The organism is Pseudomonas khavaziana (assembly GCF_036704165.1).
In the GTDB taxonomy this organism is placed as follows: Bacteria; Pseudomonadota; Gammaproteobacteria; order Pseudomonadales; family Pseudomonadaceae; genus Aquipseudomonas; species Aquipseudomonas khavaziana.
The window spans coordinates 139356-155134 of the sequence record NZ_CP129946.1; the positions used below are offsets into that span (position 1 = coordinate 139356).

Here is a 15779-nt window from a genome sequence, read left to right on the forward strand (position 1 = left end):
ATAAAAACCCCGGACATGTCCGGGGTTTTCTATTTCACGGTTGCACTTATAGCGAGCTACTGTATAAAACGCCCCTATAAACCGCGCCATCTAGCAAGAGGATCCCGGCCGTGGAAGAAATCATCGAACAATTGCGTGAAGCCAACGAACCGGTCCCGGTTCCCTTGGAGCTGCCTGACGAAGACCAACTGGTTGAGATCGAAGAACAACTGTTCATCGACATCCCGTTTGTCTTTCGCGAATTCCTGCTGACCGTCAGTGATGTGGTGTACGGCAGCCTGGAGCCGGTGACTGTCACCGACCCACAATCCCATACCTACCTGCCGGAGGTTGCCGCCAACGCCTGGGATGCCGGCGTCGACCGCAGCATGATCCCGATCTGCCAGGACGGCGATGACTACTATCTCGTCGAAGAAGACGGCACCGTGGTGCTGTGGTCCGGCGAAGAAGAACTCGTTACCGAAGAAACCTGGGAATCGGTGTGGCACTGGGCGCGGGACGTCTGGCTCGAAAGCTGAGGTCTTTGCAGGAGTCGAACTTGCTCGCGAGAAACCTGAGGGCGCCTATGGGTGTCAGGTTTCCCGCATTATCGTTAACGATCTTCGCGAGCAAGCTCGGTCCTAATGCGTATCCTTGTGGTTATCCAACGTTTCCAACAAAGCCACCTGCATCCGCGTATGCACACGGATAAACCAGCGCCAGAGCACCGCCGCCACCGCCGCCGTGACCACGGCGATCAACACCAGCAACTTGTTGGTCGGCAGAATGCTGGCCGACAAGGCTGCCAATAGCAGGAAGATCACCAGCAGCGACAAGATGGGGATCAGCTCTGCAATCACCCGCCGCACGCGCTGGGTATGCCGCCCGGCCATCTCCGGCTTCACACTCATCTCTGCCAACAACATCGACAGCGCCTTGAGCTTGCGATACGCCGCAATCAGGAAAGGCAGCGATAACAGCAGTGCCCCACCCCAGATCAATGCCTTCTGCCAGCTCGGATCACTGATCCATCCCTCCAGGTACCCGCCAATGCGTGCGGCGAAATAACTACCGGCGAAGAAGATCGCGATCACCAGTGCCAGGTTGACCCCGACTTGCAGGATGATCTTGCGAATCATCGAGGCCAGCATCGCGCCCTCGCCCTGAGGCTGAATGCTGCGCAGCCACTCCCCATACATGCCGAAGACCCGGCTCATACGCTTGGGCATCACCGCTGCAATCTTCAATGACAGCGGGTCGGCACCGCGAATCAGGTAGGGGGTCAGCAGCGTGGTAATCGCCGAAACAGCCACCGCCACCGGATACAGGAAGTCGCTGGTGACCTGCAGGGTCATCCCCAATGCTGCAATGATGAAAGAAAACTCGCCAATCTGTGACAGCCCCATGCCGACCCGCAGCGAAGTACGGCCATCATTGCCGGCGATAAAGGCTCCCAGGCCGCAAGACAGCATCTTGCCCAGCACCACCGCCACGGTGATCACCGCAATCGGCCAGGCATATTGCAGCAGGATGTGCGGGTCGATCATCAAGCCAATGGCGACAAAGAAGATTGCACTGAACATGTCGCGAACCGGTTCGATCAGGCGCTCGATCTTAATCAATTGACGGGATTCAGCCATGATCGCGCCAATCAGAAAGGCCCCGAGCACCATGCTGTATTCCAGCTTCACCACCAACAGGCAGAAACCGAAGCACAGGCCCAGCACGGTGATCAGCAGCATCTCGTTGCTTTCAAACTTGGCCACATAAGCCAGCAGGCGCGGCACCAGCAAAATGCCGATCACCAGCGCAACGATCATGAACAAGGACAGCTTGCCGACCGTGGAGAACACCTCGCCGGAGCTGACCGTGCCACTGACGGCGATGCTCGACAGCAAGGCAATGATGCCGATACCCAGGATGTCCTCGACGATCAGCACGCCAAAAATCAGCTGGGCGAAACGCTGGTCTTTCATCTTAAGGTCATTGAGGGCCTTGACGATGATGGTGGTCGAGGAGATCGCCAGGATCGCGCCGAGAAACAGCGAGTCCATGGTGCTCCAATCGAACCAGCGGCCGATCTCGTAGCCGATCCAGATCATCAGGACGATCTCAAGGAACGCCGCGATAAACGCCGTAGCCCCCACCTTGAACAGCTTGCGCAGGCTGAACTCCAGGCCCAGGCAGAACATCAGGAAGATCACCCCCAGCTCGGCCAGGGTCTTGATGGTGTCTTCGTCGTGGATCAGGCCAAACGGCGGGGTATGGGGGCCGATAATGAAGCCGGCGACGATGTAGCCCAGCACCACCGGCTGTTTGAGGCGATGAAACAGGATGGTGACGACCCCTGCTACCAGCATGATCACGGCCAGGTCCTGGATAAAGCTGATGGCGTGCATGGCGAGGGGCTCCTTGAGGGTACTGGCGCTTTTCCCACTTCCGGCCGCGCCTTTGTAGGGTCGCAAAGAGCGGAAGGAAAAGTCTGCCTTGAACGTAAGAAAAGCCCTGAGATGGGCTTTTGAAGGTTAACACCGCGACTTCTGCTGAAAAGCCGGTGCAATATATGGAAACAGATCGCCGCGCGCGTGACGGCAAGCCGCCCACTGGCGTCCCGTTAGGGATGGCGCAGCAAAGACTCCAGCACCCGCAGAGGTGCCCGCCCCCCAACCAATGCCTACAACCCGTGAGTGTGCTATGGAACCCGGAAACGCCCAGCTGTCGATGACGGTATTGATGACCCCTGACATGGCCAACTTCTCAGGCAATGTCCACGGCGGCACCCTGCTCAAGTATCTCGACGAAGTGGCCTACGCCTGCGCCAGCCGTTATGCCGGCCGTTACGTGGTGACGCTGTCGGTGGACCAGGTGATTTTTCGCGAGCCGATCCATGTCGGTGAGTTGGTGACTTTCCTGGCGTCGGTCAACTACACCGGCAATACGTCGATGGAAGTGGGCATCAAGGTAGTAACCGAAAACATCCGCGAGCGCTCGGTACGCCATACCAACAGCTGCTTCTTCACCATGGTGGCCGTGGACGACCAGCGCAAACCCGCCGCCGTACCGCCCCTGCAGCCGCAGAACAGCGAGGACAAGCGCCGCTTTGTGCAGGCCCAGCAGCGCCGGCAGATTCGCCAGGAACTGGAAAAGCGTTACCAGGAAATCAAAGACGAAGCGCCTTGATTCAAAACCTGTAAACCCTCCCACACTGGTTTTTGTGTACTTAGAGGCTAATGGGTGTGGCTTCGAACCGCACACGAGGATGAGCAATGCGATCCTGGGCGCGCACCAGTTCCAGTTCATAACTGGCGCAGGCCTGGGTTTCCAGCAGCACTTCATGCACTGCCGCGGCGGTGAACTCAAAGGCCGCGACCAGGCTGTCGCCCAGCAGCACCCGCGCCAGGAACAGGCCCGACGTCAAGTCGCCCACGCCCACCGGCTGACGCGGGAACGCCAGCAGCGGCCGACGCAAGTGCCAGCTGCCGTCTTCGGTCACCAACAGCATTTCGAAGCCGTCAGGGAGTTTGCCCGGGTAATCCAGGTGCTTGACCAGCACCGCCTTGGGCCCGCGCGCCAGCAACGCCTTGGCCATTGCGAGGCAATCGAACAGCGACTGCGGCTTGCGCCCGGCAAAACTGTCCAGCTCCAGCTGATTGGGGCAGAGCAAATCCGCCATGGCCGCAGCCTCGTCCAGCAGGAAATCGCTGACCTCCTGTGGCACGATGCAGCCCTTTTCCGGGTGTCCCATCACCGGGTCACACAGGTACAGCGCCTTGGGGTTGATCGCCTTGATACGGGCTACACCGCTAAGGATCGCGCGGCCTTGGGCTGCACTGCCGAGGTAGCCTGACAGCACCGCATCGCAGTTGCCCAACTCACCAATCGCGGCAATGCCTTCCACCAGCGCCGGAATTTGCTGCGGCGCCAACACTTCTCCCGCCCACTGTCCATACTGTGTGTGGTTGGAGAATTGCACCGTGTTGAGCGGCCAGACGTTCACCCCGACCCGCTGCATGGGGAATACGGCGGCGCTGTTTCCGGCGTGGCCAAAGACCACATGAGACTGGATCGCAAGCAGATGAGGTGTGCGTTTCATGCGGGAGATTTCCGTCAAGCCATTGAAATTCTGGCCGCGCAGTATGCGACTAAACGCAGCCTGTACGACAGACCGGCGACACAGTTAAGCTGCTCTCACTTTGTTGGAGTTCATGGAATGCTGACCCTGGGAAACATCTTCGTGTTGATGCTGCTGGCGACCGGCGCCGCCTGGGTCTGGCACAACCACGGCCTGCGTGAGCGCGCGCTGGAGCGGGTCAAACAGCATTGCGCCAAGCTTGATATCGAACTGCTCGATGGTGCGGTGGCACTCAAACGCATCGGGTTCGTCAAGGATGCCAATGGCCGGCGGCGCCTGGCACGTGTCTACACCTTCGAATTCACCGTGACCGGGGAAACCCGGCATGCCGGGGTCATCACCCAGTTCGGCGCCCACAGTGCGCAGATTGAACTGGCGCCCTACCCGTTCGAGGCCAAGGAGCCGTTGCCCAGCGCCGAGGTGATCGAATTGAGCCAATGGCGCCAGGACCACGCCACCAAGAATCGTCAGTAACGACAGGCTGCCAACGCGGCCTGTAATACCGCTACGTCCTGTGGCTCGCTGAAGATCAATTCAAGCCGCGAATCCCGCCGCCATTCGCTGGGTCGCCAGGCTAGAGGGCTGTTATCCAAAGCGTTGGCCGAGACCCAGCCGTCGACACTGTGGATAACCAGTTTGGCGCGCCGCCATTCGAGGCCTGATAGCCAGTGATGCAGGCGGCTGATCTCGAATTGCTGGCTCGGGTGCCAACGCCAACCGATACTCCAGCCGCCCTCCTGGCCCTGGCTCAGACAGATCGGCAACGCAGGATCACTCCACATGGCCGGCATTTGCGCCAGGCCCTCAGGGGCATAGAAGTTATCCACAGTGCCTTGGGCTTGCGCATCCAAGCCTGGCAAACGCTCAAGTGACAATTGCGCCTGGCGTGTCCAATAGAGCGTGCATTTGGGTAATTGCGCTTCAATCGCCTGACGTTGTGCAGCATCCAGCGCCTCGTCCTTGTTGAGCACCAACAGGCCGGCGCTGGCCAATGCCTCTTGCTGTGCCTGTGGCAAAGGCTTGCCCGTCGCCAAAGCCTGGGCATCCAGCACTAGTACACTGGGCTGCACCGCCAGCACGCCTTGCCACGGCGCCTCTCGCAGCTGTTTGAGCAACTGCATCGGATGGCCCAGACCCGAAGGTTCGATAAACAACCGATCCGGCTTGGCCTTACGGAGCAAGCGGCCCAGCCCGACCTGGAACGGTGCACCATTCACACAGCACACGCAGCCCCCGGCCACTTCACCGAGGGCGATGCCATCATCGTCTTGGGTGAGCAAGGCCGCGTCCAGGCCGATCTGGCCGAACTCATTGATCAGCACTGCCCAGCGCTCGTTGGCCGGGCGCTGGGCGAGCAGGTGCTGGATCAGGCTGGTCTTGCCGGCGCCCAACGGGCCGGCAATCACGTGGGTGGGAATATTCTGCAGCATGGGAAGCATCATTCAGACCGTGTGGAGAGCTTGATCCTACCCGGTTATGCCAGCCAATCCAGCGTCAGGATCAACCGTCGCTCATCGGCCTGGAGCGCTGGTGAACGGTGGATCAGGCCATGCCTTTCGTTACCATGCCATTTCGTCCCCTTGAGCAACGCCACTTCGCCGCAGTGAAGCTGCTCGATGCGCTCGGTGGGCTCAGCGTCTGCCTGGCTCAATTGGCGCCGGTCCATGACACCTTCGCGCAACCATTGGCTGCCGATGCCGGCATAGGTGGTGATCAGCCGGACCGGCACATGGTCGACGTGAAAGCGCGGGCACATGCCCTTGTCCAACAGCCGCAGGCGCACACCGATACGCCTGGCGCCTAGCAGGCAGGCGAATGCGCTGACCAGCCACGATACATCGGCGATAAAACCGTCATAACCTTCAAGATCACGACAACTGGACGCCAAACCCTGCAGGTTAGGTACCGCATCTTCGTTGTCGAGCTCAATCACCAAGGACTCGGCCAACGGCTCATTGAGCGCCACCAGTAAGGCACCGAATTCGGCGATATGCAGGGGCAGTTGGCGCTGCCACAACGCCAGGTTGACGCCATCTTCGAGAATATCTGACAGCGCCAGCGGGGTTTCCCCACGGGTCTGGCGGATCACGGGGCGCAGGGGAATAACCGGGGCCAGCATCAGGCTACCTGCTCATACCAAGGGCCAAAAGGATCAGGCAGCAGGCGCCAGCTTTCGACGTCCAGGGCCATTTCTTCATCATTGAGCAAGCAGGCATCCAGCTCGGCACGCATCTGGTTGAAGTCGATGTTTTGCCCGATAAACACCAGTTCCTGCCGGCAGTCACCGGTGCTCAATTGCCAGTTACCCATGATCGCCGCGACGCTTTCTTCGTCCTGGGGCCATTGGCTTTTTGGCACAAAGCGCCACCAACGCCCGGCAAACCCATGACGCATCAACCCGCCGGCCTGGGACCAACTGCCGGCATCCTGATGTTTGCTGGCCAACCAGAAAAAGCCCTTGGAACGCAGCAGCTTGCCGTTCACCCACGGGCGGTCGATAAAGTCGAAAAAACGCTGTGGGTGGAAAGGCCGGCGCGCACGGTAAGCGGTGGAGGCGATCCCATACTCTTCGGTTTCCGGCACATGTTCACCGCGCAATTCCTGTAACCAGCCCGGGGCCTGGGCGGCGCGCTCGAAGTCGAAACGGCCGGTGTTGAGGATCTTGTGCAGCGGCACTTCGCCCATGACCATCGGGATGATTTCCGCCTGGGCATTAAGGCGCTCAAGGATGGCCATCAGCTCTTCGCGCTCGCGGCTGCTGATCAGGTCGATCTTGCTGATCAGGATGACGTCGGCGAACTCGATCTGCTCGATCAACAGGTCGGTGATGGAACGCTCATCCTCTTCTCCGAGGGTTTCGCCCCGTGAAGCCAGGCTTTCGGCGGCCTGGTAGTCGAGCAGGAAGTTCATGCCGTCGACCACGGTGACCATGGTGTCCAGCCGCGCAATGTCGGCCAGGCTTTGCTCGTTTTCATCGCGAAAGGTGAAAGTTTCGGCCACGGGCAGAGGCTCGGAAATACCGGTGGATTCGATCAGCAGGTAATCAAACCGACCTTCCTTGGCGAGTTTTCCGACTTCTTCGAGCAAGTCTTCACGCAAGGTGCAGCAGATGCAGCCGTTGCTCATCTCCACCAGTTTTTCTTCCGAACGATTGAGCGTGACGTCGCGCTGTACCTCGCTGCCGTCGATATTGATTTCGCTCATGTCATTGACGATCACCGCTACCCGCAGGTTGTCGCGGTTACGCAAGACGTAGTTGAGCAGCGTGCTTTTACCGGCGCCGAGAAAGCCGGATAACACGGTCACGGGGAGACGATTGGGCATCAGGTATTCCTCATCAAGGTTGGCCGGTCAAACTGCCCGTTTATGGCGTTCGCGCAGCTCTTCACGTTCTTTGGCTTCAATGCACAGGGTTGCGGTGGGGCGCAGCAGCAGGCGTTGCAGGCCAATGGGCTCGCCGGTTTCACGGCACCAGCCGTATTCACCGCGGGCCAGCAACTCCAGGGCGTCGTCGATCTTGTCCAACAGCTTTTTTTCCCGCTCGAGCAAGCGCAGTTGCCATTGGCGTTGTTCTTCGGCACTGCCGATATCCGCCAGGTCGCTATTGGTTTCCTGCTCGCGCAGCGCCTGGAACTCAGCGTCAATACGCGCTTGCAGCTCATTGCGCTGAGCCAGCAGCAGCTCGCGGAAAAAGCGTTGTTGGGCGTCGTTCATGTAGTCGGCAGGCGGTTGGGCCAGAAGGTCTTGTTCGGTCATGGGAAGCGGTTCACGGGTCAGGCTGTGTTTTTATGTTATAGTATAACAATGCAAATAAGCCAATCCCCTTGTTCGACGCGACGAAGGGCGCAATGCTTGATCATCTTCTTAGCCCGAGAAATACGATGAGATACCTGATGTGCGCCCTGCTCATGGCAGCCGCAGGGCCTGCCTTCGCCCAAGCGCCCAGCCCGTTGGCCAACTGCACGCGCAGCGCCAACCTGCTGGCGTGCGTAGACCCGTTGGGCAATGCCTATAGCGTGGCGACCGTGGGCAGCACCACCTATTTGCGCGGCTTTGAGGTGGTCGGCAAACGCTACTGGGCGCAGACCAACAGCCGCTACGGGCAGCTGACGTTCTTTACCGGGTTGGCATCCGATGGCGAGGCGTGGGTCGGTTACACACGGCGGGTGGGCTGGACCACCCTCAACCGCTTTTCCAGCTCAGGTGGTGCCAGTGCCAAGTTCACTTGCAGCCGAATGACCGGCTGTTAGGCTTGGGCCTTGTTCTGCTCCTGCACCCAGGCCATGTAGCTGTTCATGGGTGGGTTCTTCTGGAAGTAACTTTTCAAACCTTCGAAAAGCCCATCCGCCACCGCCTGTTGGTGGCGTGCGGTGACCAGTCGCTGGGCATCGCGAACATTGGAGATAAACCCGGTTTCCACCAGGATCGAAGGCACGTCCGGTGACTTGAGTACCGCAAACCCTGCTTGCTCCACACGCTTCTGATGCAGGCTGGTGATGCTTTGCAGGCTGCCCAATACCGAGCTGCCCAATTGCAGGCTGGAGGCGATGGTAGCGTTCATCGACATGTCCAGGATCACCCCGGCCAGCATTGGGTCCTTGTCCTTCAGATTGAGCAAGGTGGTGGCGCCCAGCAGGTCTGCGCCGTTTTCGCGCTGGGCCATGAAACGCGCCGTGGCAGAAGTGGCACCGCCCTCAGACAATGCATACACCGAAGCGCCCGATGCGCTAAGCCGTGGGGCAGCGTCGGCATGCACCGAGATAAACATATCGGCCTTGTGCTGGCGGGCGATGTTCACGCGTTTGCGCAGCGGCACAAAGAAGTCGTCGTTGCGTACCAGCTTGACGGCAAAGCCCTTTTCACGCTTCAAACGTTTAGCCAGCAATTGGGCGATCGACAGCACCACATCCTTTTCGCGCTGGCCCTTGGAACCGACAGCACCCGGGTCTTTACCGCCATGCCCAGGGTCGACCACCACGATGATGTCGCGTTTGGGATGCCCCTTGCCCACCGGCGTCACTATTGGCGGCGGTTCAGCAGCGATTTGACGGGGGGCGCGAGTGGCGTTGGTCAGGTCCAGCACCAGGCGATGGCCTTGGCCATCCTGGGGCGGCAGCAAGAAACTGTTGAGCTGCATCGGCGCGGCCAGGTCCAACACGATGCGCGTGTCGCTCTTACCAAAATGCCCGGAGCGGATCGACGTGATCCCACTGTTCTTCAACACCAGTTGGGAGAAGTCACCGCTCAGGCCCGCACCGCTTAAGTCGATGATCAAGCGGTCTGGAGCCGTCAGGGAAAAGGTCTTGTATTGCACCGGGCCGCTAAGGTCGAACACCAGGCGCAGCTTGTCGTCCGAGCGCCACAGGCGTGCGTTGCGAATCTGCGTGGCGTAGGCCGCCAAAGGCAAGGTGAACAAGGGGCTGACCAGCAGCAGGTTGAGTAGCTGACGTCTGTGCATGACATATACCGCAGATAAAGGAGCGTCCCTGCTCGACATGACTGAACAAAGGCTGGAGTAGAAATTTCATCGTAGCGGCTATTGTTATACTATAACATGACGAATTATTTCCAACGATGGACCTGCTTATGAATGCGCTGACTCTGCCGGATATCGCCGCGCAGGCTTCACGCCAAGCCCTGCCACTCGACTGGGTGGGCATGTGCGGCATCGCCCTGCCTATTTTGATTGACGGTCAGCGCCTGACCGCCACTGCCGATGCCGGCGTCAGCCTGGACGACGGCACGGCCCGTGGCATTCATATGTCACGCCTTTACCTGGCTCTGGAAATGCTCGATCAGCAGCCGCTCACATTTGCACTTCTGCGTAATGTACTGCTTCGATTTCTCGCCAGTCATGAAGGTTTATCTAATAACGCTTACCTGCGTATCCACACCGATCTGCTGCTTAAGCGCCCGGCGCTGGTCAGCCCCCTAGCGGGCTGGAAAAGTTACCCGGTGAGCATCGAAGCACGCTTGGAAAACCAGATGTTCCACGTGGAACTAAAAATTGACGTTACTTATTCCTCAACCTGCCCATGTTCTGCCGCCCTCGCCAGGCAGTTGATTCAGCAGCAATTTCTGGAGGATTTCGCCAATTCACCGTTGCAGCACGAAGACGTGTTTGCCTGGCTCGGCAGCGCCAATGGGATTGTCGCCACGCCTCATAGCCAGCGCAGCAGTGCGCAGTTACACGTTCACCTACAAGGTAATGAGCTGGCGATAGTCGACTTGATCAACATTGCCGAAACCGCCCTCGGCACCGCTGTGCAAACCGCAGTGAAACGTGCGGACGAACAAGCCTTCGCCCTGGCTAACGGGCAGAACCTGATGTTTTGCGAAGATGCCGCTCGCCGCCTGAACCTCGCCTTGAAACGCTCGGATGCGGTCAAAGCCTTCCACCTCAAAGTGATCCACGCCGAAAGCCTGCACGCGCATGATGCCGTGGCTGAAAGCCGCTGGACGAGAGACCTGGCATGATCACTTGTAACGCTCTGCGCTGGGGCGCTCCCGGCCAACCACTGACGCCGGCACTGGATTTGACGCTGGAAAAAGGCAGCCTCACCGGCATCATCGGCGCCAACGGCACGGGCAAGAGCAGCCTGCTCAAAGTCATTGCTGGCCTGCAAAAGCCACTGTCGGGGAAGGTCAGCGTGGATGTCCCACGCCGTGGTGGCCTGTCATTCCTGCCCCAGCAACAACATTTGGATCGCCAGTTCCCCATCAGCCTGCAAGAATTGGTCGCCGCCGGTTTCTGGGGCACCCGCCACACCAGCGAGGAACGCAGCCAACGCCTGCAAGCGGTACTGGACGACTGGTGCCTCAGTGGCCTGGAACATCGGCCGTTGATGGCGCTGTCCGGAGGTGAACTGCAACGTGCCCTGCTCGCCCGCATGAGCCTGGCCGATGCGCCGATCCTGTTGCTTGACGAACCCCACGCCGCCCTCGACGAGGACGGCCAGGCCCTGTGCTGGCAACATATCCACGCCTGGCATGGTGAAGGCCGCACGCTGGTCGTTGTCTGTCATGATCTGGCATCTGTGCGCTATCACACCCAGCAGGTGGTGCAGATCAAGAACACCGGCTGCGTCTTCGGCCCCAGCAAAGCGCTGATCCGCCCGCAACCACAGATGCAGGTGGCCTGATGCACCTTAGCGCCCACCTGTGGATGCCGTTCCATGACTTCGTGTTTATGCGCCGTGCACTTATCGGCGGGTTGGTGCTCGCCTGCAGCACCGCGCCGCTGGGGGTGTTTCTGATCCTGCGGCGCATGAGCCTGATCGGTGACGCGGTGGCCCACGGCATCTTGCCCGGCGCCGCCCTGGGCTTCTGGTTCGCAGGCCTGAGCCTGCCCGCGCTGACCATTGGCGGCCTCGGCGCCGGCCTGAGCATGGCCGGCCTGGCCGCGTGGATCACCCGTCGCACCGGCCTGCGCGAAGACGCCAGCCTCGCCGCCATCTATCCCATTTCCCTCGCTGCCGGCGTACTGATCCTGGGCCTTGCCGGCAAACGCCTGGACCTGCTGCACCTGCTGTTCGGTTCAGCCCTGGCGGTGGATCAAACCACCCTCACCGGCATGCTCTGGGTCTCAGGTTTCAGCCTGATCGCCATGGCGTTGATCTACAAGCCACTGCTGCTCGACACCCTTGATCCGCTGTTCCTGCAGACTGTCAGCCGCCTCGGCCCGCTTGCCCATGGCGTGTTCCTGACCCTGGTGGTGCTGAATCTGGTGATCGGTTTCCAGGCCATTGGCGCCTTGATGGTGGTGGGCTTGATGATGCTGCCCGCCATCGCTTCACGCTTCTGGAGCCGACGCCTGCCGGTATTGATTGCGGTATCGGCAGTGCTGGGATGCCTGTCGGTATGGCTGGGGTTGTTGCTGTCGTTCTACTACTCACTGCCCAGCGGCCCGGCCATTGTGCTGGTGGCGGGCGCCGGGTATCTGCTGTCCGTAGTGTTCGGTCCGGTGCACGGCTTGTTGCGCCGCCCGCCTTTGCTTTCATCCCAATGAGGTGTTTCACGATGCGCGCCATACTCGTGCTGTTCAGTCTGCTACTGCCGCTTTCGATGGCCCACGCTGCGGACAAACTCCAGGTGGTCACCAGCTTCAGTATTCTCGATGACATCACCCACCAGATCGGAGGCGATCATATCCAGATCAGCAACATGGTCGGCCCGGACGCTGACGCCCATACCTATGAACCCACCCCGGATGATGCCAAGGCACTGCTCAAGGCCAAGGTCATCATCAAGAACGGTCTTGGTTTCGAGCCGTGGCTGGATCGCCTGGTCACCAGTACCGAAACCAAAGCCACGGTGGTCACGGCCAGCAAAGGCGTGATTTCCCACACCATGGACGAAGATGGCGAAACCATTCCCGACCCGCACGCCTGGCACAACCTGGCCAACGCCGAAATCTATGTGAGCAACATCACCAAGGCGCTGGCAGCCGCCGACCCGGACAACGCCAATGCCTACCTGCGTAATAGCCAGGCCTACCTGAAAAAGATCCATAGTCTGCTGGCCGACGCCAAGGCCAAGTTCGGCGCGCTGCCGCCGGGCAACCGTCGCATCGTCACCTCCCATGACGCTTTCGGTTACCTGGGGCAGGCCTATGGTATTGAGTTCCTCGCGCCCCAAGGCTTATCCACCGAGCGTGACCCCTCGGCCGCCGAAGTCGCAGCGCTGATCACCCAAATCCGCAAGGACAAAGTCAAAGCCGTGTTCATGGAAAACATCAAGGATGCGCGCCTGCTCAAGCAGATCGCTGATGAAAGCGGCGCACAGATCGGCGGCACGCTGTACTCCGACGCCCTTGCCTCAGAAGGCCCGGCCAGCACCTTTACCGGGCTGTTCGAATACAACCTCAATACCCTCTGCGCAGCCTTGAGCAAGCCATGATCCGCAAGAACCCTTCCGGCGACCTGCCGGTGATTGCTGAATCGGCCTACGTCGACAAAACCGCGATCATCTGCGGCAAAGTCATCATCGGCGAGAACGTGTTCGTCGGCCCCTATGCCGTGATCCGCGCAGACGAAGTCGACGCCAGCGGCGCCATGGACCCGATTATCATCGGCGCCAACTCCAACATCCAGGACGGCGTGGTCATCCATTCCAAGTCTGGCGCGGCGGTGACCATCGGCGAGTTCACCTCCATCGCCCACCGCTCCATCGTCCATGGCCCCTGTACAGTCGGAGATCGCGTGTTTATCGGTTTCAACAGCGTGCTGTTCAACTGCGCCGTGGGCGATGGTTGCGTGGTGCGCCACAACTCAGTGGTCGACGGTCGCGACCTGCCCGCGGCCTTCTACGTGCCCTCCACCACCCGCATCGGGCCCAGCACCGACTTGTCGCAATTCCCGCCGGTGAGTGTCAGTGCCTCGGAGTTTTCCGAAGACGTGGCGCGCACCAACGTCGACCTCGTGCGCGGCTACAAAGCCTTGCAAAACGAGTTTTGAGTCATGAGCCAGCACGACGCTGGTTTCCGGGCACCTGGCCTGTCACAACGGCCAGGGCCGTCCCTACATGTTCTGCGTTAAGCGCGTGGCTTGACTGTTCCGCAATCATTGCCCAGCCATTGGGCGTGGCTGTCCAGGCTGCCCTTCTGCTGGATGCCGGTGGCATTGAACGTACCGTTGACGGTGGTGGTGAATTCTTTCTGGCTCTGGAATGTCGCTACGCCTGTGCCTTGGGCTTTCGGGCAGCTGAAACGGAATTTCCACTGGTTGCCGCTCTTGTCGGTCACTTCCTGTTTGCAGCCCGATTGAGGGTCGGTCAGCGGGATGGAATCGGAGGCAACCTGGGCTGGGGTCAGGCACACCTGCACGCCCTTACCGGCCATGTTGATGCCTTGCTTTTCGAGCATGGCGCGCTGTTCAGGGGTCATCTGTTGCTTGAGCTGACCGAGGATCAGCGACAGGTCCGGCAGGTCCTGGTTATCGACCTTCATATTGCTGGTGGTCAATTCCCACAAGCCCGGCGCCAACATCTGCGCCTGCGCCGCCACCGGCAGCGACAACCCAACAACCATGGCCAAACCTAGCAGACGAGCATTCATCGGGTAACTCCTGGGTAATTGTCGGCGTTAGACGCCGCAAAGCGGCCAGTGTTGCACGGCAAATAAAATAGCGACATTCGCCGTCGTTCATGGTCTGTTACGCACTGGACTGCCTGGAGTTACGTCGTTCATGGATTTCTTTGGCCCGCACCTGCTCGCCTACTTCATTGCCACGCTGCACGTTCTCGGGAGCCTCGCCGCAATTCACGCGGTACTGACTGTCCGCACCGCCCAAGGCTCGATCGCCTGGGCCTTGTCGCTGATGTTCATGCCTTACCTGACGCTGATTCCCTACCTGATTTTCGGCCGCAGCACCTTCGACGCGTACATCCAGGCCCGTCGCCAGGCCAACCAGGAATTGCACACGGCAATCACCGAACTGAACTGGCGCCCATGGGTAGAGGAAGCCCTCGCGGCACGCAACTCCAGCGCCTATGCCTCCCTGCGCGCCATGCCCAAGCTGGGGCGCATGCCGTGCCTGGCCAATAACGAAGTGCGCTTGCTGATCAATGGTGATGCCACGTTCGGCGCGATCTTCGAGGCCATTGGCAACGCCAAGACCGCCGTGCTGTTCCAATTCTTCATCATTCATGATGATGAACTGGGCCGCCAGTTACAGGCCCTGCTGAAGAAAAAAGCCGCCCAAGGCGTGTCGATCTACGTGCTGTACGACCGCATCGGCAGCCATGCACTGCCTCATCGCTACGTGCAGTCTCTGCGCGACGCCGGGGTGCAGGTCAAGGCGTTCGCCACCCGCAGCGGCTGGCTCAATCGTTTCCAGGTCAACTTCCGTAACCACCGTAAGATCGTGGTGGTGGACGGTCTTACGGGGTTTGTCGGCGGGCATAACGTCGGCGATGAATACCTGGGCAAAAAACCACCGTTGGCGCCATGGCGCGACACCCATGTGCAAGTCACCGGCCCGGTGGTGGCGTGCCTGCAGGAATCGTTTGCCGAGGACTGGTTCTGGGCTGCACGGGAACTGCCGCCACTGATACTGCCGGACGCTTATCCTGAAGACGGCGTGCTTTGCCAACTGCTCGCCAGTGGCCCGGCCGATCCCTATGAAACCTGCTCGCTGTTTTTCGTCGAGGCCATCCACGCGGCGACCGAACGGGTCTGGATCACCAGCCCATACTTCGTTCCCGACGAAGCCGTGTTTGCCGCCCTGCGCCTGGCAGTGCTGCGTGGGGTGGACGTGCGCCTGCTGCTGCCATCGCGGCCCGACCACCGCATCGTATATGCCGCCTCGAGCCTTTACGCCATCGAAGCGGTGCGCGCAGGCGTGCGGGTCTTCCGCTACACGCCAGGGTTTCTGCATCAGAAGGTGGTGTTGGTGGACAGGGAAATCAGCGCTATTGGCAGCGCAAATATGGACAACCGTTCATTCCGGCTGAATTTCGAAGTGATGTTGCTCACGGTGGATGAAGCTTTCGCCAGCGAGGTGGAAAAGATGCTGTTGGACGATTTTGCCTTGGCCCATGAAGTTAGCCATGAGGAAAGCCGCGAGACACGACGCCTGCAACAATTGGGTATGCGGGTGGCACGTCTTATTTCACCGATTTTGTAACAAACGCATCAGCCAAGGGCTGGCGCATTCACATCGGGGTAATT

At 59.9% G+C, this 15779-nt stretch carries 18 protein-coding genes; 10 read left to right on the forward strand and 8 right to left on the reverse strand.

The window, feature by feature from the left end:
* Positions 1-110 precede the first annotated feature (110 nt).
* Positions 111-518 carry an SMI1/KNR4 family protein gene (locus tag QYQ93_RS00595; RefSeq protein WP_043048170.1) on the forward strand — a complete coding sequence of 136 codons (408 nt, stop codon included), beginning with the start codon at positions 111-113 and terminating at the stop codon, positions 516-518.
* A gap of 102 nt (positions 519-620) precedes the next feature.
* Here the strand turns inward: QYQ93_RS00595 and QYQ93_RS00600 are convergent, their stop codons facing one another.
* Positions 621-2378, reverse strand: coding sequence for a cation:proton antiporter (locus tag QYQ93_RS00600; RefSeq protein WP_043048171.1), 1758 nt, complete (start codon positions 2376-2378; stop codon positions 621-623).
* Positions 2379-2673: 295 nt separating this feature from the next.
* On the opposite strand from QYQ93_RS00600, the gene QYQ93_RS00605 reads away from it, so the two are divergent.
* Positions 2674-3159 carry an acyl-CoA thioesterase gene (locus tag QYQ93_RS00605; RefSeq protein WP_043048172.1) on the forward strand — a complete coding sequence of 162 codons (486 nt, stop codon included), beginning with the start codon at positions 2674-2676 and terminating at the stop codon, positions 3157-3159.
* A 40-nt stretch (positions 3160-3199) separates the two neighbouring features.
* On the opposite strand, the gene pdxY is transcribed toward QYQ93_RS00605, so the two are convergent.
* Positions 3200-4072 carry a pyridoxal kinase PdxY gene (gene pdxY / locus QYQ93_RS00610; RefSeq protein ID WP_043048174.1) on the reverse strand — a complete coding sequence of 291 codons (873 nt, stop codon included), beginning with the start codon at positions 4070-4072 and terminating at the stop codon, positions 3200-3202.
* A gap of 117 nt (positions 4073-4189) precedes the next feature.
* Here pdxY and QYQ93_RS00615 point away from each other — a divergent pair, with 117 nt between their 5' ends.
* Positions 4190-4585 carry a DUF3301 domain-containing protein gene (locus tag QYQ93_RS00615; RefSeq protein ID WP_043048175.1) on the forward strand — a complete coding sequence of 132 codons (396 nt, stop codon included), beginning with the start codon at positions 4190-4192 and terminating at the stop codon, positions 4583-4585.
* On the opposite strand, the gene QYQ93_RS00620 is transcribed toward QYQ93_RS00615, so the two are convergent.
* The 4 genes from QYQ93_RS00620 to dksA are packed head-to-tail and all read right to left on the reverse strand — an operon-like array spanning position 4579 to position 7867.
* Complete coding sequence (locus tag QYQ93_RS00620) at positions 4579-5541, reverse strand: CobW family GTP-binding protein (RefSeq protein ID WP_043048176.1); 963 nt, start codon at positions 5539-5541, stop codon at positions 4579-4581. The two genes, QYQ93_RS00615 and QYQ93_RS00620, sit on opposite strands and share 7 nt — an antisense overlap.
* A gap of 44 nt (positions 5542-5585) precedes the next feature.
* A complete protein-coding gene (locus QYQ93_RS00625; protein ID WP_338476046.1) occupies positions 5586-6230 on the reverse strand; it encodes a DUF1826 domain-containing protein in 645 nt (214 codons plus the stop codon).
* Positions 6230-7435, reverse strand: a complete 1206-nt coding sequence (zigA, locus tag QYQ93_RS00630; RefSeq protein WP_043048180.1) for a zinc metallochaperone GTPase ZigA — start codon at positions 7433-7435, stop codon at positions 6230-6232. The genes QYQ93_RS00625 and zigA overlap by 1 nt, the downstream gene beginning before the upstream one ends.
* Before the next feature lie 27 nt (positions 7436-7462).
* Positions 7463-7867, reverse strand: coding sequence for an RNA polymerase-binding protein DksA (dksA, locus tag QYQ93_RS00635; RefSeq protein ID WP_043048182.1), 405 nt, complete (start codon positions 7865-7867; stop codon positions 7463-7465).
* A gap of 125 nt (positions 7868-7992) precedes the next feature.
* On the opposite strand from dksA, the gene QYQ93_RS00640 reads away from it, so the two are divergent.
* Positions 7993-8361 (forward strand): hypothetical protein, encoded by a 369-nt coding sequence (locus tag QYQ93_RS00640; RefSeq protein ID WP_043048184.1) that lies wholly within the window; start codon positions 7993-7995, stop codon positions 8359-8361.
* On the opposite strand, the gene QYQ93_RS00645 is transcribed toward QYQ93_RS00640, so the two are convergent.
* Entirely contained in the window at positions 8358-9569 is a 1212-nt protein-coding gene (locus tag QYQ93_RS00645; RefSeq protein WP_338476049.1) for an N-acetylmuramoyl-L-alanine amidase, read from the reverse strand. The two genes, QYQ93_RS00640 and QYQ93_RS00645, sit on opposite strands and share 4 nt — an antisense overlap.
* A 128-nt stretch (positions 9570-9697) precedes the next feature.
* On the opposite strand from QYQ93_RS00645, the gene folE2 reads away from it, so the two are divergent.
* The 5 genes from folE2 to QYQ93_RS00670 are packed head-to-tail and all read left to right on the forward strand — an operon-like array spanning position 9698 to position 13566.
* Positions 9698-10588: a GTP cyclohydrolase FolE2 gene (folE2, locus tag QYQ93_RS00650; protein WP_338476051.1), complete on the forward strand. Its 891-nt coding sequence runs from the start codon at positions 9698-9700 to the stop codon at positions 10586-10588.
* Positions 10585-11253, forward strand: coding sequence for a metal ABC transporter ATP-binding protein (locus QYQ93_RS00655; protein ID WP_043048187.1), 669 nt, complete (start codon positions 10585-10587; stop codon positions 11251-11253). The genes folE2 and QYQ93_RS00655 overlap by 4 nt, the downstream gene beginning before the upstream one ends.
* Positions 11253-12119 (forward strand): metal ABC transporter permease, encoded by an 867-nt coding sequence (locus QYQ93_RS00660; protein ID WP_057011526.1) that lies wholly within the window; start codon positions 11253-11255, stop codon positions 12117-12119. The genes QYQ93_RS00655 and QYQ93_RS00660 overlap by 1 nt, the downstream gene beginning before the upstream one ends.
* 11 nt (positions 12120-12130) lie before the next feature.
* A complete protein-coding gene (locus tag QYQ93_RS00665) occupies positions 12131-13009 on the forward strand; it encodes a metal ABC transporter substrate-binding protein (protein WP_338476055.1) in 879 nt (292 codons plus the stop codon).
* Complete coding sequence (locus QYQ93_RS00670) at positions 13006-13566, forward strand: DapH/DapD/GlmU-related protein (protein WP_043048191.1); 561 nt, start codon at positions 13006-13008, stop codon at positions 13564-13566. Before QYQ93_RS00665 ends, QYQ93_RS00670 begins: the two co-directional genes overlap by 4 nt.
* Positions 13567-13643: 77 nt before the next feature.
* Here the strand turns inward: QYQ93_RS00670 and QYQ93_RS00675 are convergent, their stop codons facing one another.
* Complete coding sequence (locus QYQ93_RS00675; protein ID WP_034116524.1) at positions 13644-14165, reverse strand: DUF3617 domain-containing protein; 522 nt, start codon at positions 14163-14165, stop codon at positions 13644-13646.
* A gap of 130 nt (positions 14166-14295) precedes the next feature.
* Between QYQ93_RS00675 and cls the strand changes: the two genes are divergently transcribed.
* The gene (gene cls, locus QYQ93_RS00680; RefSeq protein ID WP_338476059.1) at positions 14296-15735 is read left to right on the forward strand and encodes a cardiolipin synthase; all 1440 of its coding nucleotides are present in this window, start codon (positions 14296-14298) and stop codon (positions 15733-15735) included.
* Positions 15736-15779 lie beyond the last annotated feature (44 nt).